At 71.4% G+C, this 18,760-nt stretch carries 17 protein-coding genes; 10 read left to right on the forward strand and 7 right to left on the reverse strand.

The window, feature by feature from the left end:
- From BM430_RS30290 to BM430_RS30300, 3 genes are all read right to left on the reverse strand, one after another.
- A complete protein-coding gene (locus BM430_RS30290; RefSeq protein WP_093570929.1) occupies positions 1-1,086 on the reverse strand; it encodes an NAD(P)/FAD-dependent oxidoreductase in 1,086 nt (361 codons plus the stop codon).
- 98 nt (positions 1,087-1,184) lie between these two features.
- Positions 1,185-2,795 (reverse strand): phosphoenolpyruvate carboxykinase, encoded by a 1,611-nt coding sequence (locus BM430_RS30295; protein WP_093570930.1) that lies wholly within the window; start codon positions 2,793-2,795, stop codon positions 1,185-1,187.
- Between the two features lie 227 nt (positions 2,796-3,022).
- Positions 3,023-3,790: a HugZ family pyridoxamine 5'-phosphate oxidase gene (locus BM430_RS30300; RefSeq protein WP_093570931.1), complete on the reverse strand. Its 768-nt coding sequence runs from the start codon at positions 3,788-3,790 to the stop codon at positions 3,023-3,025.
- A 341-nt stretch (positions 3,791-4,131) separates the two neighbouring features.
- Here BM430_RS30300 and BM430_RS30305 point away from each other — a divergent pair, with 341 nt between their 5' ends.
- The 5 genes from BM430_RS30305 (at position 4,132) to BM430_RS30325 (ending at position 8,269) form a co-directional block, all read left to right on the forward strand.
- Positions 4,132-4,848, forward strand: a complete 717-nt coding sequence (locus BM430_RS30305) for a response regulator transcription factor (RefSeq protein WP_048430384.1) — start codon at positions 4,132-4,134, stop codon at positions 4,846-4,848.
- Between the two features lie 172 nt (positions 4,849-5,020).
- Complete coding sequence (locus BM430_RS30310; RefSeq protein WP_244539734.1) at positions 5,021-6,730, forward strand: sensor histidine kinase; 1,710 nt, start codon at positions 5,021-5,023, stop codon at positions 6,728-6,730.
- Positions 6,731-7,180 (forward strand): HPr kinase/phosphorylase, encoded by a 450-nt coding sequence (locus tag BM430_RS30315; RefSeq protein ID WP_093570932.1) that lies wholly within the window; start codon positions 6,731-6,733, stop codon positions 7,178-7,180.
- An 88-nt stretch (positions 7,181-7,268) separates the two neighbouring features.
- On the forward strand, positions 7,269-7,670 hold the full coding sequence (locus BM430_RS30320) for a PTS sugar transporter subunit IIA (protein WP_093570933.1): 402 nt from the start codon (positions 7,269-7,271) through the stop codon (positions 7,668-7,670).
- A 269-nt stretch (positions 7,671-7,939) separates the two neighbouring features.
- Positions 7,940-8,269, forward strand: a complete 330-nt coding sequence (locus BM430_RS30325) for an HPr family phosphocarrier protein (protein ID WP_093570934.1) — start codon at positions 7,940-7,942, stop codon at positions 8,267-8,269.
- Between the two features lie 14 nt (positions 8,270-8,283).
- Here BM430_RS30325 and BM430_RS30330 read toward each other — a convergent pair whose 3' ends face one another.
- The 4 genes from BM430_RS30330 to BM430_RS30345 all read right to left on the reverse strand — a co-directional run bounded on the left by BM430_RS30330 (position 8,284) and on the right by BM430_RS30345 (position 12,819).
- Positions 8,284-9,240 carry a GNAT family N-acetyltransferase gene (locus BM430_RS30330; RefSeq protein ID WP_093570935.1) on the reverse strand — a complete coding sequence of 319 codons (957 nt, stop codon included), beginning with the start codon at positions 9,238-9,240 and terminating at the stop codon, positions 8,284-8,286.
- 117 nt (positions 9,241-9,357) lie between these two features.
- Positions 9,358-10,485 (reverse strand): CobW family GTP-binding protein, encoded by a 1,128-nt coding sequence (locus BM430_RS30335; protein ID WP_093570936.1) that lies wholly within the window; start codon positions 10,483-10,485, stop codon positions 9,358-9,360.
- A 53-nt stretch (positions 10,486-10,538) separates the two neighbouring features.
- Positions 10,539-11,321 carry a hypothetical protein gene (locus BM430_RS30340; RefSeq protein ID WP_093570937.1) on the reverse strand — a complete coding sequence of 261 codons (783 nt, stop codon included), beginning with the start codon at positions 11,319-11,321 and terminating at the stop codon, positions 10,539-10,541.
- Positions 11,322-11,325: 4 nt separating this feature from the next.
- Positions 11,326-12,819 carry a D-alanyl-D-alanine carboxypeptidase family protein gene (locus BM430_RS30345; protein WP_177303215.1) on the reverse strand — a complete coding sequence of 498 codons (1,494 nt, stop codon included), beginning with the start codon at positions 12,817-12,819 and terminating at the stop codon, positions 11,326-11,328.
- Between the two features lie 383 nt (positions 12,820-13,202).
- On the opposite strand from BM430_RS30345, the gene queE reads away from it, so the two are divergent.
- The 5 genes from queE (at position 13,203) to dnaN (ending at position 18,557) form a co-directional block, all read left to right on the forward strand.
- On the forward strand, positions 13,203-13,835 hold the full coding sequence (queE, locus tag BM430_RS30350; protein WP_093570938.1) for a 7-carboxy-7-deazaguanine synthase: 633 nt from the start codon (positions 13,203-13,205) through the stop codon (positions 13,833-13,835).
- A 356-nt stretch (positions 13,836-14,191) separates the two neighbouring features.
- Positions 14,192-14,548, forward strand: a complete 357-nt coding sequence (queD, locus tag BM430_RS30355; protein ID WP_093570939.1) for a 6-carboxytetrahydropterin synthase QueD — start codon at positions 14,192-14,194, stop codon at positions 14,546-14,548.
- 60 nt (positions 14,549-14,608) lie between these two features.
- The gene (locus tag BM430_RS30360) at positions 14,609-15,286 is read left to right on the forward strand and encodes a nucleotidyltransferase family protein (RefSeq protein ID WP_244539732.1); all 678 of its coding nucleotides are present in this window, start codon (positions 14,609-14,611) and stop codon (positions 15,284-15,286) included.
- Positions 15,287-15,786: 500 nt separating this feature from the next.
- The gene (gene dnaA / locus BM430_RS30365; protein ID WP_093570940.1) at positions 15,787-17,277 is read left to right on the forward strand and encodes a chromosomal replication initiator protein DnaA; all 1,491 of its coding nucleotides are present in this window, start codon (positions 15,787-15,789) and stop codon (positions 17,275-17,277) included.
- Positions 17,278-17,435: 158 nt separating this feature from the next.
- Entirely contained in the window at positions 17,436-18,557 is a 1,122-nt protein-coding gene (gene dnaN, locus BM430_RS30370; protein ID WP_093570941.1) for a DNA polymerase III subunit beta, read from the forward strand.
- Positions 18,558-18,760 lie beyond the last annotated feature (203 nt).

Here is an 18,760-nt window from a genome sequence, read left to right on the forward strand (position 1 = left end):
TCACACCCCCAGCCGGTCCGCCACGTCCTGCGCCAGCGACAGGCTCGAGGTCAGCCCCGGGCTCTCGATGCCGAAGAGATGCACCAGCCCCGGCAGCCCGTGCTCGGCCGGGCCGTCGACGAGGAAGTCGGCGGCCCCCTCCCCCGGGCCGGACAGTTTCGGGCGGATGCCCGCATAGTCGGGCACCAGGGCGCCGTCGGGGAGCGCGGGCCAGTAGCGCCGGATCGCGGCGTAGAACAGCGCGCCGCGGCCGGGATCGACCTCGTAGTCCGGCGCGCCGATCCACTCGACGTCGGGGCCGAAGCGCATCCGGCCGGCGAGGTCCAGGGTGAGGTGGATGCCCAGTCCCCCCTCGACCGGGGCGGGGTAGATCAGCCGCGAGAAGGCCGGGCGTCCGGTGCAGCCGAAGTAATTGCCCTTGGCGAGGACGAGGCGCGGCACCCGCGCCTCCGGGTAGCCTTCGGTCGCCCGGGCGAGGGTCTGCGCGCCGAAGCTCGCGGTGTTGACGACGGCGTCGACCGCGAGTTCGTCGTCGCCGAAATGGGCGGTCCAGCCCTCGCCCGAGCGGGTCAGGCGGTCGACGGGGGTATGGAAGGCGAGCGCCCCGCCCGCATCCTCGATGTCGCCCTGCAAAGCCAGCATCAGGGCGTGGCTGTCGACGATGCCGGTCTCGGTCGAGAGGAGCGCGGCGTTGCAGGTGAGGTTCGGTTCGAGGCGCCGCGCCTCCGCGCCGTCGAGGAGCGACAGGCCCTCGACGCCGTTCTCGACGCCTTGCGCGTGGATCGCCGCGATCTTGGCGCCCTCGGGCTCGGTCGCCGCGACGATCAGCTTGCCGATCTTCGCGTGCGGCACCCCGTGGCTCTGGCAGAAGGCGTAGAGCCGGCGCCGGCCCTCGACGCAGTGGCGCGCCCGGGACGACCCGGTCGGATAGTACATCCCGGCATGGATCACCTCGGAGTTGCGCGAGGACACGCCGGTCCCGATGCCGCCCTCCGCCTCCGCGACGATCACCTCGTGGCCGCGCAGGGCCAGTTCCCGACCGATCGCGAGGCCGACCACGCCGGCACCGACGACGAGCACCATCATCGGCCGCTCCTCCTTCGTTTCTTCGTTCTGCTTCTACGATGCAAAAGGGCCCCTCTCCAGGGGAGAGGGGCCCTTAAGGTTCACCGAACGCCGGCTGTTTAAGCCGCGATCGACATGGTCGGCTCGGCGGCGCGCACGTCGGCGTCGACGTGGGCCTCGAAGCGCTTGAAGTTGTTCTGGAACATCTCGACCAGGCTCTTGGCCGTCTCGGCGAAGGCGGCCTTATCCTGCCAGGTTTTCACCGGGTACAGGATGTGCGGCTCGACGCCCGGCACCGAGGTCGGCACCGCGAAGCCGAAATACGGGTCGCGGCGGAAATCCGCCTTGGCGAGCGAGCCGTCGAGGGCCGCGGTCAGCAGCCGGCGGGTGACCCGGATCGGCATGCGCCGCCCGGTGCCGACGCCGCCGCCGGTCCAGCCGGTGTTGACCAGCCAGCAATCGACGTGGTGGCGGGCGATCAGGTCGCGCAGCAGGTTGCCGTAGACCGAGGGGTGGCGCGGCATGAACGGTGCGCCGAAGCAGGTCGAGAAGGTCGCCTCCGGGCCCTTCAGCCCCTTCTCGGTGCCGGCCACCTTGGCGGTGTAGCCCGAGAGGAAGTGGTACATCGCCTCGGCGCCGGTCAGCTTGGCGATCGGGGGCAGCACCCCGAAGGCGTCGCAGGTCAGCATGACGATGTTCTTCGGGTGCCCGGCCTGGCCGGTGGCGCTCGAGTTGCTGATGAAGGGCAGCGGGTAGGCGCAGCGGGTGTTCTCGGTGCGCGAGGCGTCGTCGAAGTCCGGCAGGCGGGTGACCGGGTCGATGACGACGTTCTCCATCACGGTGCCGAAGCGCTCGGTGGTGGAGTAGATCTCGGGCTCGGCCTCCTTCGACAGGCGGATGGTCTTGGCGTAGCAGCCGCCCTCGAAGTTGAAGATGCCCTTCGGGCTCCAGCCGTGCTCGTCGTCGCCGAGCAGCACCCGGTTCGGGTCGGAGGACAGCGTGGTCTTGCCGGTGCCCGACAGGCCGAAGAACAGCGCCGAGTCGCCCTCGTGGCCGACGTTGGCCGAGCAATGCATCGGCATCACGTGAGCCTTGGGCAGCACGTAGTTCAGGTAGGTGAAGACCGACTTCTTCATCTCGCCGGCGTAGGAGGTGCCGCCGATCAGCACGATCTTGCGCGAGAAGTCGACCGCGATGACGGTCTCGGTGCGGCAGCCGTGCCGGGCCGGGTCGGCGCGGAAGCTCGGCAGGTCGATGATGGTCAGCTCCGGCTCGAAGGTCGCGAGGGTCTCGCGCTCCGGGCGGATCAGCAGGTTGCGGATGAACAGCGAGTGCCAGGCGTATTCGGTGAACACCCGGGCGCGGACCCGGTGGCCGACCTCGGCGCCGCCGACGAGATCCTGGGCGAAGAGCTCACGCCCCTCGGCATGGGCCAGGAAGTCCTCGAACAGGGTCTCGAACTGGGGCCGGGTGATGGCGCCGTTGTTCTCCCACCACACCTCGTTCTCGGTATCCGCGTCGCGGACCACGAACTTGTCCTTGGGCGAGCGGCCGGTATGGATGCCGGTCTCGGCGACCAGGGCACCGCCGGCGGCGAGCTGGGCCTCGCCGCGCTGCAGCGCGTGCTCGTAGAGGCTCGGGGCCTCCAGGTTCCAGTTGACGCGTTTGAGGTTGCGGAGGCCGATCTTGTCGGCGCCGAACGCCTCGTTGAATACGCCGATGTCGTTCACGCCTGTTCCTCCTGGCGCCGACCTTGGAGAATCCGGCGTCGCCGGTCCGGATCGGGCCGAATGACTTCACGCTCGCGTCCGGTGCGGCGACCGTGCCTGTCCTAGCAGGTCGCGCGCCCCCGCGCCGAGGCCGATCAAGGGGCCTCGATGGGCTGCTTTAGTAGGTGGCGAACCTTCACGGTTCAATCGAATTCGCCGTGAGCGCCCCTGACAGGCTCGACTTTGTGTCAGGAACCTGGGACGGCGCGCGCCTGCGCCGCCATCGCCACCAGGGTGGGGCGCAGGGCGGCGGGGCCGGCCAGGCGCTCCGGAAACACGACCCGGGCGGTGCGGTCGCCGGCCATCAGGTCGAGCCCCTCCGGGTCGAAGCCGGTCAGGCGCCACGGTCCGGGCTCCTCTCCGGCGAGCCGCGTGGCGTAGAGCGCGACGGCGTCGGCATGGTCCTCGTTCATGTGGGCGACGGCGCCCGGCTCGGATTCGGCGAGCCCGTCGAGCCCCGAGAGGTCGGTGAGGAGTTCCCCTGCCGTCAGCGTCGCGGCACGCGCGAAGCCGCCGTTGAGGTGGCCGGCCCGGACCGCGAGGCGGAAGAACGCGAAATCCGGGAAATCGGCGTAGAGCGCGGCCTTCGGATGGCGGGCGAGGAAGCGCGTCCGCACCCGCGTCTCGGTCGTCCGCTCCGCCGCACCCGTCACGGTCAGGCGCGGATGGGCGAGCGGATCGCCCTTGCCGCCCGGGCTCAGCAGCAGCGAGCAGCGCGGATCGGCCTCGAGGTTGAGGGTGTGGGCCGAGAGGCGCGAGAGCAGCAGGAGCGGCGTCCCGTCGGCATCCGTCGCCACCGTGACGAGCGACGCGAAGGGCGCGCCACCGTCCCGCTCCAGCGTCGCGAGGGCGCCCGAGCGCACTGTCCGCAGCAGGGACTTGGCGAGGCCGATCGCGTCGAACGGCGCCTCGGCGGCCGGCAGCGGCGCGGCCTGCTTCCTCTCTCCCTCCGCCATACCGTCCCTCTCGCCCCGCTTGCCTCGTGCCCTACCTTGGCGCCGGCGGACGGGCCCGTCCAGGCCGCGCGACGCCGCGGCAAGCCGGGCCAGAGCCGCGCGACGCCGCGGCGAGCGGGGCCGGCCGCCTGCCCCGCCTGTGGCCGCCTCGCCACGGGTGCTCGCTTTTTCGGCGGGATGGCCTTAAGGGAGTCCGAATCGTGGCGTCGTCGCCACTGTCCAGCCTTTTTCCGGACGGGGGCGGCGGCACGCGAGATCTGCCCCGGAACCGGTTTCAGTCGGGTGGCGTTCAGCAGGGCCGGTATGTCCTGCGGGCGACGCCCGCGCCCCAGGGAACGCCCATGCCGACCATCGCCCTCGTCGATGACGACCGCAACATCCTGACCTCCGTGTCGATCGCCCTGGAGACCGAGGGCTACCGGATCCAGACCTACACCGACGGAGCCTCCGCCCTCGACGGGCTGAAGCACTCGCCGCCCGACCTCGCGATCTTCGACATCAAGATGCCGCGCATGGACGGGATGGAGCTGCTGCGCCGCCTGCGCCAGAAATCCGACCTGCCGGTGATCTTCCTGACCTCGAAGGACGAGGAGATCGACGAGCTGTTCGGCCTCAAGATGGGCGCCGACGACTTCATCCGGAAGCCGTTCTCGCAGCGCCTGCTGGTCGAGCGCGTCAAGGCGGTCCTGCGCCGCTTCGCCGCCAAGGAGGCCGGGCCCGGCGCCTCGGCCCGCGAGGCGGAGGCCGCCGCCGCCCGCTCGCTGGAGCGCGGCCAGCTGATGATGGATCCGGAGCGCCACACCTGCACCTGGAAGGGCGAGCCGGTGACGCTGACCGTGACCGAGTTCCTGATCCTGCAGGCGCTCGCCCAGCGCCCCGGCGTCGTGAAGAGCCGCAACGCCCTGATGGACGCGGCCTACGACGACCAGGTCTACGTCGACGACCGCACCATCGACAGCCACATCAAGCGCCTGCGCAAGAAGTTCAAGGTGACCGACAACAGCTTCGACATGATCGAGACGCTGTACGGCGTCGGCTACCGTTTCAAGGAAATGTGAGTCGCTTGACCAGCAGAGATGTGACCGCGTGAGCGACGGATCGGCTCTCGGCGCCGTGCGCCGCCTGCTCGCCAGCAAGGGATTGACCCGGGGCCGCCTCCTCGGCGGTTCGGGTCCGAGGCCGTCGAGCGAGATCGACCCCGATGCCGAGGCCGCGCGCGAGCCGTTCGGCCTGCGGACGGTCCGGCGGTGGATCGCGCAGCGCTTCGCCTCGAGCCTGACCCGGCGCATCGTGGTCCTGAACCTCGCCGGGCTGATCGCGCTGCTGATCGGCTTCCTCTACCTCAACCAGTTCCGGCAAGGCCTGATCGAGGCGCGGGTGCAGAGCCTGCTCACGCAGGGCGACATCATCGCCGGCGCCATCGCGGCCTCGGCCACCGTCGACACCGACGCGATCACCATCGATCCCGACCGCCTGCTCCAGCTCCAGGCCGGCGAGGCGGGGGCCTACGGCGACGAGGCGCCGTCGGGCCTCGAATTCTCCCTCAACCCGGAGCGGGTCGCCCCGCTCCTGCGCCGCCTGATCACCCCGACCGGCACCCGCGCCCGGGTCTACGACCGCGACGGCACGATGCTGATCGACTCCCGGGGCCTCTACATCCGCGGCGACCTCAGCCGCGACCCGCCGCCGGCCCGCAAGGACAGCCCGAACCTGATCGAACAGGCCTGGAACGCCGTGCGCAGCCACGTGCCGGGCCTCGGCCGCCCCTCCTCCGCCGACGAGCCGGGCCCCGCCGACGGGCGCACCCTGCCGGAGGTGCAGCGGGCGCTGGCCGGCGCCCGCGGCACGCTGGTGCGCCGCAACGGCCCGGGCGAGACCATCGTGTCGGTGGCGGTGCCGATCCAGCGCGGCCGCACCGTCCGGGGCGCCCTGCTGCTCTCGACCCAGGAAGGCGACATCGACAAGATCATCGCCGCCGAGCGCTTCTCGCTCCTGCAGGTCTTCATCATCGCGGCCCTCGTGATGGTGGTGCTGTCGATGCTGGTCGCCGGCCAGATCGTCGGCCCGGTCGGGCGCCTCGCCGAGGCCGCCGAGCGGGTGCGCACCGGCATCAAGTCGCGCCAGGAGATCCCCGACTTCACCCGGCGCACCGACGAGATCGGCCACCTCTCGGGGGCTTTGCGCGACATGACCCAGGCGCTCTACCGCCGCCTCGACGCGATCGAGAACTTCGCGGCGGACGTCTCGCACGAGCTGAAGAACCCGCTCACCTCGCTGCGCAGCGCCGTCGAGACCCTGCCGCTCGCCAAGACCGACGAATCGCGCGGTCGGCTGATGCAGGTGATCCAGCACGACGTGAAGCGCCTCGACCGGCTGATCAGCGACATCGCCGACGCCTCGCGCCTCGACGCGGAACTCGCCCGGGCCGAGGCCGGCCGCGTCGACCTGAGGAAGCTGATCACCACGGTGGTGTCGGTCGCCAACGAGCGCCGGCGCCGGGGCGACGCCGCCATCGACCTCACGGTCGAGCCGGCCCCTTCCGGCCTCGACGACCCGTTCGCGATCCTCGGCCACGACAGCCGGCTCGGCCAGGTGGTCAACAACCTGCTCGACAATGCCCGCTCGTTCTCGCCGAAGGGCGCCAGCGTCCGGGTGGCGCTGCGGCGCCGGCGCAACGCCGTCGAGCTGACCGTGGAGGATGACGGTCCGGGCATCCCGCCCCACGCCCTGGAGCGGATCTTCGAGCGCTTCTACACCGACCGGCCGGAGCAGGGTTTCGGCCAGAATTCGGGCCTCGGCCTCTCGATCTCGCGCCAGATCGTCCAGGCCCATCGCGGCACGATCCGGGCCGAGAACCGCCTCGGGCCGCTCGGCGAGGACGGCGAGCCGGCCCTGCTCGGCGCCCGCTTCATCGTCCGCATCCCGGCCCAGAGCCGCTGAGTGGGTGCCGTCCACGCCAGCTGCGTGGTGCTGGGCGAGGACGGGATCCTGATCCGGGGGGCGGCGGGGAGCGGCAAATCGACCCTGGTGCGTGACCTCCTGGGGCTCGGCGCTATCTCCGGCGTCTTCACGGCGCTGGTCGGCGACGACCGCGTGACCCTGACGCCGCGGCACGGGCGCCTCGTCGCCGCCCCGCACCCGGCGCTCGCGGGCCTCATCGAGATCCGCGGCCTCGGCCTGCAACCTGTTGAGGCCACGGTGCCTTCCGCGGTCCTGCGCCTCGTCGTCGACCTCCAGGAGGCCGCCCCGCGGATGCCCGAGGAGGGGGCGGAGACGATTCGTCTCCAGGGGGCGGCCCTGCCGAGAATGGTCCTGTCGCCGGACCCGAGCCGGGCCGCAACGGTGATGTGGCGTTGGCGCCGCCTCCGTGTCATGATGATGACCGATTGATGCGGATTTCGCCGCATTGCTCTTGCGCTCGCCTTTGCGCTGCACAAAATGGCGGCTCGGCTCCAACGGGGCGTCGGAACTCGTGTCGATGATTGGAATGGTGCTCGTCACCCACGGCCTGCTCGCGACGGAATTCAAGGCCGCGCTGGAGCACGTCGTGGGGCCGCAGGATCAGCTCGAGACCATCACCATCGGCCCCGAGGACGACATGGAGGTCCGTCGCAAGGACATCATGTCGGCGGTGTGCCGGGTGAATACCGGGGAGGGCGTCGTCGTGCTGACCGACATGTTCGGGGGCACGCCCTCGAACCTCGCCCTCTCCTGCATGAACGGCGGCTCGGTCGAGGTGGTCGCCGGCATCAACCTGCCGATGCTGATCAAGCTCGCCAGCGTGCGCGACGAAGAATCCCTGGGCGAGGCGGTGCTTCACGCCCAGGAGGCGGGGCGCAAGTACATCAACGTCGCCTCGCGGGTGCTCGCCGGCAAGTAGGCCGGGCGAGCGTCCGAGCGCTCGACGAAGCGCTCGATTCCCGCGTCATCCGTTCCAGAGCGCCGTCCGATCGCGTTGCGATCGATTGGCGCTCTAGGTCTTTCATTCTGCCGCATTTTCTTCGACGAACCGGTGTCCACTTCGTCGGAAAATGCTCTAGCTTTCTGCAAACGTCCGGTTACCGTAACCGGCCGTTTCCCGATGATGCGCGCGAGAGCCGGACGACCGCTAGGCAGGTCCGAACCGGGTCCGAGCAGGTGCCCCCCACGATGACGCCCTTTGCCGACACAGACGACGAGGACGGCGAGCTGCCGCCGATCCCCGAGGGCGCCAGCGCCCGCGACCTGCCGATCATCAACCGCCGCGGCCTGCACGCCCGGGCCTCCGCCAAGTTCGTGCAGACGGTCGAGAAATTCGGCTCGGAGGTCACGGTGAGCCGGGGCGGCGAGACGGTGGGCGGGCGCTCGATCATGGGCCTGCTCACCCTCGGGGCGGCGCAGGGCACCAGCATCCGGGTCACGGCGCTCGGGCCGGACCAGGATTCCTGCATGGAGGCGATCGCCGCCCTCCTCGCCAACCGCTTCGGCGAGGACGAGTAGCCCTTAACCCCGGCTCAGGCCCGCAGGCGCATCAGGCGGCGCAGGCCCGTCGGCTTCGGCCGGGCGGCGGCCAGCGCCTCCACCGTCACCACGGCCTCGACGCGGGCGGGCGACGCCACCGGCGCCGGGCCCTGCGCCAGGCACAGGCCCGCCTGGCGCCAGATCGTGTCGTGCCGCCCGGTCGCGAGGTGCACGGCCGCCGCCACCACCTCCCCGTCCCGCCGCACCAGATCGACGCAGGCCTGCCGGCGGTGGGCGAAGCGCCGGGTCACCACCCGGAACGCCGTCGCCGCCGCGGGCTCGGCGAGGAGGCTGCCGGCGCCGCGCCGCGCATCGAGCACCAGGAAATGCTCGACCGCGTCGCGCAGGCGCGCCGGGTCGCGCACCCGCTCCAGCGAGGTCCGGCCGGCCGGCAGGGTCAGGGGAGCCGGCTCGGGCGCGGGCGCCTCGGCCTGGTCGGCGATCGCGAGGCGCCGCCCGGTGGCGCCCGCGGCCTCGCCGAGGGCAACCGCCAGCCCCGAATCCGGCCGCAGGTCCGGCCAGTGCAGGTCGACGAGGCGCAGTCGCGATCCCCGCAGGTGGTCGAGGGCGGCGCGGAGCACCGTGGCGGCGTGGCCGGCATCGACCGCCGCCTCGGCGGTGCCGGCGAGTGGCAGGCGCCAGAGCCGGGCGCTTCCGGCGAGGCCCTGGCGCGCCGGCAGCCGCAGCGGCAGCACGCCGCGCAGGACCGGGGCGCGCAGGCCGTCCTGCCACACCATCAGCAGGGCCAGGGTCTGGCCGTCGGCGAGGTGCTGCGCCACCGTCAGGGTGAAGTCCGGATCGGCGTAGACGCTCGGCTCTACGGCCCGGGCCATCAGGCTGCGCCACGCCTCGACCTCCGGCTCGCGCAGCGAGGCGGGGTGGCGCAGCTCCGCCCGCAGGCCCACCGCACCGGCCAGCCCGCCCTCGATCAGCGTCAAGGAAGTGCCCATCGCAGCCTCGTTCCGGGTCATCCGTCCCGGAATGGGACGGCGGCGCGGCCCCAACGGCCGCGCCGGACGGGACGGTTCAAGTGCCGTGCCGGCCCGGAGCGGGATCGGGCCCCGCGATCAGCCGCCCGGAATCGCCAGGGGGTTGCCGGTCAGCGCCGCGGCGTCCGGCGCGTCGACGCTTGGCCGGCCCAGGAAGGCGTCCCAGAGCCGGCGCACGAAGGCGGGATCGAGGTCGCGCACGATCAGGACCAGCCGCGAGCGGGTGTCGCCGTCGGGCCAGGCCGGCAGGGTGGCGGGCGTGTGGACGACGTGCTGCACCCCGTGCACCACCACCGGGCGGCCGGGATCGTCGGCGAGCGCCACCAGCCCCTTCAGGCGCAGGAGCTTGGGGCCGTGGGCCGAGCGCAGCAGGTCGAGGAACATCTCGAAGGCCGCCCGCGGCACCGGCTCGTCGCTCACCAGGTGGAAGGCCCGGATCGCCGCGTCGTGCCGGTTGACGTCGTGGTGGTGGTGGCCGTGATGATGGTCGTGACCGTGATGATCGTGACCATGGTGGTGGTGATGGTCGTGGTGCCTGTCCTCCGCCCCGAGCCAGGCCCGCACGTCGGCCACCTTGCCGTCGAGGTCGAACAATCCGCCGAGCAGCGCGTCCGCCGGCGCGTCCGGAGCCAGGATCGTGGCGCCCGGATTGATCCGGCGCAAGCGCGCGCGCAGGGCGTCGGCCTCTTCGCCCGCGAGGTCGGACTTGGTCACGACCAGCCGGTCCGCCACCGCGGCCTGGCGCAGGGCCTCAGGATGGGCGTCGAGGGTACCGTCGCCGTTGACCGCATCCACCACCGTGACCACGCCCTGGAGCGCGTACCGCATCGCCACGTAGGGGTGGTAGAGCAGCGCGTGCAGGATCGGCGCCGGATCGGCGAGGCCGGTGGTCTCGATCACCACCCGGCGAAAAAGCTGGATGCGGCCGTTGTCGCGCTTGCGCAGCAGGTCCTCCAGCGTCGCGATCAGGTCGCCCCGCACGGTGCAGCACAGGCAGCCGGCCCCGAGCAGGATCATCCCCTCGTCCACGGTCTCGATCAGCAGGTGGTCGAGCCCGACCTCGCCGAACTCGTTGACGATCACCACAGTGTCGGCGAGCTCCGGGGCGCGCAGCAGCCGGTTGAGCAGGGTGGTCTTTCCGGCGCCGAGGAAGCCGGTGAGGATCGTGAGCGGGATCGGGGCCGGGCGGCCGGGGGTGTCGGTCATGGGTGGTCTCGTCGGACTGTGACTCCGCGAACTGCGCATCCGGCCGCGGAACGTCAATCCCGGTCCGCGGTACCGGTGAGCGGCACCCGCTCCAGCACCCCGCCGTCGAGGACCTGGTCGTCGGTGGCCCACAGCAGCCACAGCGCGTCGAGCGTCAGGCGCAGGATCGGCCGGTCCCACCAGCGGTCGATCAGCATGGCGAGGCTCGCGGCCTCTCGCGGGTCGAGGTCGTCGGTCAGGGCGTGCAGGCCGACGACGTAGAGACCGTTCGGCGGGCGGCCCATGATCCGCTGGATCTCCGCCAGCCGGTCCACCCCGTTACGGCACTCAGGGTAGGCTCGCAGGTACAGCCGGCCGAGATTGACGTTGCCGGAGAACAGGCCGCGCAGCTCGACCGTGACCGGACCGAAGCCGGCGAGCGCCGTCCGCTGCGCCGGCGTGAGCACCGGCTCCGCCGTGGGACCGACGGCGAGCGAGCCGCACAGGGTCGCGTGCAGGCGCTCCGTACGGCGCGCGGCCACGTCCCAGGCGATCTTGTGGGCGAAGGGCGCGGCGCGCAGCTCGCGCTCCAGCGCGGCATGGGCCGGGGCGACGGCGAGGGACGCGTGCGGCACCGGCAGCACCAGCGAGACGACCCGGGGATGGCGCCCGCGCGCGTAGTATCGGCCGTCTCTCTCCGGGATTACGGCCGGGTGATCGGGCGCGACCAGGGGCAGGTGCGCCAGGCGGTAGGCCTCGTCGAGGACGAGGCCCTCGCCGGGCACGAACCGGGTCCGGCTGCGGCGATAGGCCAGGGCGCCGTCGGAGCAGAAGACCGGTGCCGCGCGCGCGGCCACCGGCTCAGTCGTCCTTCTTGCGGGCCGACTTCACGATCGGCTTGGCCTTCGCCTTGGCCTCGGGCTTCGCCGCAGGCTTGACGTCCTTGGCGGCCGGCTTCGCCGCGGGTTTCGCAGCGGCCTTGTGGGCGGGCTTCGGCTCGGCGATCACCGAGGTGGCCGGGCCGGTGGAGGCGAAGGCCGAGGCCGAGGCCGGCGCCGCGCCCCTCTGGCGGGCGAGGAGCTTCGGCTGCGGCACGGTGGCGCCGGTCGCCGCGATGCTGCGGCTCGGGGCTGGCTTGTGCGGCGCGGTCTTTTGGATCGCAGGCTTGGCGACCTTCACCCGCGGGGTAACCGGCTTGGCCGGCGCCGCCTCGTCGGTCGCCGCGATGGCGCTCTCGGCCGGGTCGCGGCCGGTCCAGACCAGCACCGGCTGCAACGGGGCGCGGGGCGGCAGGGCGCGGTTGCGCAGGGCCGCGCTGTTCATGGTGGCGAAGGCCAGGGCCGAGGAGGGCTGCGCGCCGACCGCCATCAGCTGGGCGTTGGCGTTGTCGGCGTTGCCCCCGGCGGCGGCGCCGGCGGTCACGGCGGAGGAATCCGCATCGGTCGGCATCGGCCGGCGCTTGTCGCAGATGTAGGGCCGCATGTCCGGCGGGCTCGCGATGCTCGATACCGGCATCTCGTTGAGCGTCTGGCCGCCCCAGCCGAAGGTCGACTGGCCGAAGCCGTAATCGAACAGGTCGGCGGCCTTCAGGTCGCGCTCGCGGGCGCTCGCCTGGCCCATCACCACCGTGAGGATGCGCCGGCCGTTGCGGTTGGCGCTCGCCACCACGTTGAAGCCGCCCGAGCAGATGAAGCCGGTCTTCATCCCGTCGACGCCGGCGTAGCGGCCGAGCAGGCCGTTGTGGTTCGGCATCACCGCGCGGCCGAACTGGATCGCCGAGATCGAGAACAGGTCGCGGTTCTCGGGGAAGTCGCGCAGGAGCGCCCGGCCGAGGACGGCCATGTCGCGGGCCGAGGTCCATTGCCGCGGGTCGGGCAGGCCGTTGGGGTTGTACCAGTGGCTGTCGCGCATGCCGAGGCGCTGCGCGGTCTCGTTCATCCGATCGGCGAAGCCCTCGATCGAGCCGCCGAGATTCTCGCCGATCGCCCAGGCGACGTCGTTGGCCGACTTCACCATGATGATCTTGAGGGCGTTGTCGAGGGTGAGCTGGGTGCCGGGCTTGAAGCCCATCTTCGAGGGCGGCTCGGCCGCGGCGGCCTCCGAGATGGTGAGCAGCTGGTCCATCGAGGCGCGGCCCTGGCGCACCATGTCGAGGGCGACGTAGGTCGTCATCAGCTTGGTGATCGAGGCCGGGTACCACGGATCGGTGGCGCCCTGGCTGAAGATCACCTTGCCGGAATCGACGTCGACGACCAGCATCGGCGCGGTGACCGCCCCCGCCGTCCCGGCGGCCAGAAGAGCGCCGAGGCCGAGGAGGCGTCCGGCGAGGCGCGGCAGCAGCGCAGCTGTGAACATTCCGATGGGTTCCCGTCGTGCCGGTGCCACCCTGCAGCGCCTCTCGCGACCGTCCGGCCTCGGCTGTGAGGCCGTCCGGTCACGCCGCCCCGGGCACCGCATGGCGGACCGACCGTGATTGTAGGGCAACGGCACAGCTTTTGACAGCGCCGCGCGACGCCCCCATCAACGCACCATCCGTGGCGGGAGCATGGCGGCGCTGCCATCCCGTCTCCGTCCACAGAACCGCCCACAGCTTTGGAGACGGCATCGGGAAGCGGGCAGCGTTGCGCCCTGTGCCCTTGCAGGCGCAGCCCTCATCTGACACGGCAGGACGACCGCACGAAACGACATGGAGCAACGCGGGCGATGCCGATGACCGGCACCGCCCGACGATCGACATCATGAGCTACGCCGTCAAGGAGATCTTCCACACCCTCCAGGGCGAGGGCGCCCAGGCCGGGCGCGCCTCGGTGTTCTGCCGCTTCGCCGGCTGCAACCTGTGGAGCGGCCGCGAGGCCGACCGGCCGGAGGCCGTCTGCCGCTTCTGCGACACCGATTTCGTCGGCACCGACGGCATCGGGGGCGGCCGCTTCTCCGACGCGGAGGCGCTGGCCGGGGCGATCGAGCGGACCTGGAACGGGGCCCGCGGCCGGCGCTACGTGGTGTTCACCGGCGGCGAGCCGCTGTTGCAGCTCGACGAGGCGCTGCTCGCCGCCGTCCATGCCCGGGGCTTCGAGGCGGCGGTGGAGACCAACGGCACGCAAGCTGCGCCGTCGGGGATCGACTGGGTCTGCGTCAGCCCCAAGGCTGGCGCGCCCCTGCACCTCACCCGCGGCGACGAGCTGAAGCTCGTCTTCCCCCAGGCCGGCCTCGACCCGGACGCCCTCGCCGAACTCGACTTCCGGCACCTCTGGCTGCAGCCGATGGACGGGCCGGACCGGGTCGCCAACACGCAGGCCGCGGTGGAGCATTGCCTGCGCGACGCGCGCTGGCGCCTGAGCCTGCAGACCCACAAGCTGATCGGGATCCCGTGAGGGCCGGCATTCTGTTCGGCTCCTCACATCCGCAACCCAGTCTGAAAAGACCGTCTGGTCGGCGCACCGAATTCAAACCCTCCGAGTCATCCCGGGGCTCGCCGGAGGCGAGAACCCGGGATCCATAACCGCTGACGGTGCCGGATGGAGAGGTGTGCGTCCCGACCTCTTCTGAAGCGTCAGCGGTTATGGATCCCGGGTTCCGCCGCGCGGCCCCGGGATGACGAGGAGAATTGTCGCCTTGCGGTCTGATCGATCGACGCGGACGATCGATCGGTTCTGTTGCACGAGGGTTCGCCCGCCGGGCCATCGGTGCTAAGGGGCGGCCCGACCGCAATTCCCAGAACCATGCACAGATGAAGATCACCCAGGCCTTCACGTTCGAGGCGGCGCACCGGCTGCCGAACGTGCCCCCGACCCATCGCTGCCACCGCATGCACGGTCATTCCTACCGGGTGGAACTGACCCTCGACGGGCCGGTCGACCCGGAGACCGGCTGGGTGGTGGATTTCTTCGACGTCGAGGGCGCCTTCGGCCCGGTGCTCGAGCGCCTCGACCATTACTGCCTCAACGAGGTGCCGGGCCTCGAGAACCCCACCGCCGAGCACATCGCGGTCTGGATCTGGGAGAAGACCCGGCCGGCCCTGCCGCTCCTGTCCTCGGTCAAGGTGTTCGAGACGCCGATGTCCTGGGCCGAGTACACCGGCGCATGAGCGCCGGATGGGCAGAATATACCGGCGCGTGAACGCCCGACGGGTCGAGGACGCCTGCCCGTGAGCGCCACGGAAACGGAGCATTACCGGCGGCTCGCGGCGATCGTCCGGGCCGATCCGGACCTGATGCGGCTGCTCGAGGCCGCCCGCGGCCTCGCCCTGCCGCAATGGCGCCTCGTCGCCGGCTGCCTCTACCAGACGGTGTGGAACGTCCTGACCGGCCGGCCGCGCGGGCACGGCATCCGCGACTACGACCTGATCTACTTCGACGCCGACCTGTCCTGGGAGGCCGAGGACGCGGTCCTGCGCCGCGCCGCGCCCGTCCTCACGCCTTGCGTCGGCCCGGTCGAGATCCGCAACCAGGCCCGGGTCCATCTCTGGTTCGAGGGCCGCTTCGGTTCCCCCTACCCTCCCCTGCCGTCGGCCGACGCGGCGCTCTCCCGCTACGCGGCGATCGTCCACGCGGTCGGGGTGCGGCTGGAGGCGGATGACGGCCTCTCGATCGCCGCGCCCTTCGGCCTCGCCGACCTGTTCGGCCTGGTGCTGCGCCCCAATCCCGTGCTGGCCAACGCGCCGGCCTACGACGCCAAGGCCGCGCGGATGCGGGCCCTCTGGCCCGAGCTGACGGTGCTGCCCTGGCATGGAGCGGGCGGCGCCCCTGTCAAGTGCGCGGACGACACGGCGGCGGTTTCCACCGGCCTGTCCCCGGCGCCCTCCCCGTTCTCGACAAGCCGTTGAACCCACAGCAGTCTTTGACCAGCTGAACGCGCACTCCAACGAAACGATCACGATTCCAGGACCTTGCCGCCGGACAAGCTGTGGACCGGGCGTGGGCGGGGGAACGGCGTAACGATCGGTTCACCCTGCCGCCGATCGTTCCTGTTGCGAAGCTTCCCCCGGAGGCCATACTTTTCCTCACCCCGCCGCTCGCGCGGGTCTCGTCCCGCTCTCGATCGACGAACCGGTTCGGTTTCGCGGCGCATCCGCCGCGGAGACGCCGCGGCCTGCCGCCAACCTGCGGCGGCGCCTCGCGGATTTCAAACAGCCGGGGTCCTTAAGAGAAACGAGACCAGTTGTTGATAGACCGGGACGAACCACGGGGAAAACGGCCGGGAAGGAGTTGATTTCCCGGACCTTCGACCCGGCCGCCCAACCCCTCGTCCGGGGTCATGGCGGCAAGCGTATCTGCGTACGGGCCGGGAGCGGGCAGCCGCCACCGGGCCGAGAAGGGACCAGTCATGCGTGTGGACGGCAGCTTGGCGGAAGGAGTCGGCTCCGGCCGTGGCGGCAACGGCGATGACGGCCGGGGCGAAATCACGGGAGCCTGGCAACGGGTGAAGCGCCGCCTGCGGGCGGAACTCGGCGAGGACGTGTTCGCGAGCTGGTTCGCCCGGCTCGAATTGCAGGAGGTCTCCGGCGGCGTCGCCCGCCTGACGGTGCCGACCCGGTTCCTGAAGAGCTGGATCGAGTCGCACTACCTCGACCGTGTGCTCGCCACCTTCCGCAGCGAGGCCGACGGCATCGAGAGCCTGGAGGTCGGGGTGCGCGGCGCGATGGCGCCGGCCCGTCCCGGCGCCGCGGCGCTGACGAAGCCCGCCGCGAGCCCGCGCCCGGTGGCAAGTCCGAGCGCGGCCGCCGAGGCGCCGGAGCCCGAGCGCGCCACCCGCGGGGGCGCCCCCGAGGGCGATCTCGGCGGCGCACCCCTCGATGCACGCCTGACCTTCGAGAGCTTCGTGGTCGGCCGCTCGAACGCGCTGGCGCATGCCGCCGCCGAGCGGGTCGCCCGGCACGACGGCGGACCGGCGCTCTACAACCCGCTCTACTTCCATGCCGGCGTCGGCTTGGGCAAGACGCACCTTCTCCACGGCATCGGCCACGCGGTGAAGAATTCCGGACGGCGGGTGATCTACCTCACCGCCGACCGCTTCATGTACGGCTTCGTCAACGCGCTGAAGACCCAGAGCGCGCTGGCCTTCAAGGAGAAGCTGCGGGCGATCGACGTCCTGATCCTCGACGACGTGCAGTTCATCCAGGGCCGCTCGATCCAGGCCGAGTTCGGCCACACCCTCAACGCCCTCATCGATGCCGGGCGCCAGGTGGTGGTGGCGGCCGACCGGCCGCCGACCGAGCTGGAGGCCCTCGACGAGCGGGTGCGCTCGCGCCTCGCCGGCGGCCTCGTGGTCGAGATCGGCACCCTCGACGAGGCCCTGCGTGCCTCGATCCTGCAATCGCGCCTGGAGGCGGTGCGGGCCTCGCACCCGGCCTTCGAGGTCGGCCCGGCGGTGGCCGAGTACGTCGCGAAGGCCATCACCGCCAACGGCCGCGACCTCGAAGGCGCGGTCAACCGGCTGCTCGCCCACGCAACGCTGACCGGGGCGCCCGTCACCCTCGACACCGCCGAGACGGCGATCCGCGACCTCGTGAAGAACCGCGAGCCGAAGCGGGTCAAGATCGAGGACATCCAGAAGCTGGTGGCGAGCCGCTACAACGTCTCGCGCTCCGACATCCTCTCCGAGCGCCGCACCGCCGCGGTGGTCAAGCCGCGCCAGATCGCCATGTACCTCTCGAAGGTGCTGACGCTCCGCTCCCTGCCGGAGATCGGCCGGCGCTTCGGCGGGCGCGACCACACCACGGTGCTGCACGCGGTGCGCAAGATCGAGAAGGCGATCGGCGAGGACACGGCGCTCTGCGACGAGGTCGAGCTCCTGAAGCGCATGCTCCAGGATTGAGGACGGGAGACCGAAGGCAGGCCGGAGCCCGGCAACGGGCCCCGGCTTGCCTTCGGGATGCGCCTTCGCCAAAGTTCCGGTCCCGTGCGTGCACGGGGCAACGTTTGCCTTTGCCGGCCTTCGCGGGAGGCCGGCCGTACGAGACACGGATCACCCTGATGAAAGTCACCGTCGAGCGCGCGGCCCTTCTTCGGTCGCTCGGCCACGTGCACCGCGTCGTGGAGCGGCGCAACACGATCCCGATCCTGTCGAACGTCCTGCTGCGCTCCGGGCCGGACGGCCTCCAGCTCAAGGCCACCGACCTCGACATCGAGGTGACCGAGACGATCCCCGCCGACGTGGTCGATGGCGGCGCCATCACGGTGCCGGCCCACGTCATCTACGACATCGTGCGCAAGCTGCCCGACGGCGCCCAGGTCTCGCTCGAGACCAGCGGCGAGACCGGCCAGATGCTGATCCGCTCCGGCCGCTCGCGCTTCACCCTCGGCGCCCTGCCCGAGGCCGATTTCCCCGATCTCGCCGCCGGCGAGCTGCCGCACCGCTTCGAATTGCCGGCCGTCGACCTCAAGCGCCTGATCGACAAGACCCAGTTCGCGATCTCCACCGAGGAGACGCGCTACTACCTCAACGGCATCTTCTTCCACACCATCGAGGCGGAAGGCTCGCTCAAGCTGCGGGCGGTCGCCACCGACGGCCACCGCCTCGCCCGCGTCCAGATGGAGGCGCCGGAGGGCAGCGGCGGCATGCCGGGCATCATCGTGCCGCGCAAGGCCGTGGCCGAGATCCAGAAGCTCGTCGAGGACGGTGGCGAGACCGTCGGCGTCGAGATTTCCTCGGCCAAGGTCCGCTTCAGCTTCTCGTCGGGCGTCACCCTGATCTCGAAGCTCATCGACGGCACCTTCCCGGACTACCAGCGCGTCATCCCGACCGGCAACGACAAGCGCCTGACGGTCGAGCGCGACCAGTTCGCCAAGGCTGTCGACCGCGTCTCGACCATCTCCTCCGAGCGCGGCCGGGCGGTGAAGCTCGCCATGACCGACGGGCGCCTGTCGCTCTCGGTCAACAACCCGGATTCGGGCTCGGCGACCGAGGAGCTCGACGTCGATTACGAATCCGGTCCGCTCGATATCGGCTTCAACGCCCGCTACCTCCTCGACATCACGGCCCAGCTCGACGGCGACACCGCGCTGTTCCGCCTCGCCGATCCGGGCTCGCCGACGGTGATCCAGGACCGCGAGGGCGCGCCGGCGCTCTACGTGCTGATGCCGATGAGGGTGTGAGGGGCGCGCATCACGGCCAATGACGAATAGGCCGACGCCATCGACGACACTCCGCGTCATGTATGGACGGCCCCCGTTTCGCAAGGGTTTGTGAGCATCGGTTTGAGCCAGTCGGTTCAGGAGCAGTCATGTATCCGGCCTCTGATGCCGTCGTGCCGCCGCGGTTGATGCGACGAGGACGACGGCGGGCCACCAAGGGGTGC

Origin of the sequence: Methylobacterium sp. 174MFSha1.1, assembly GCF_900116815.1 — a bacterium.
Classification (GTDB): domain Bacteria; phylum Pseudomonadota; class Alphaproteobacteria; order Rhizobiales; family Beijerinckiaceae; genus Methylobacterium.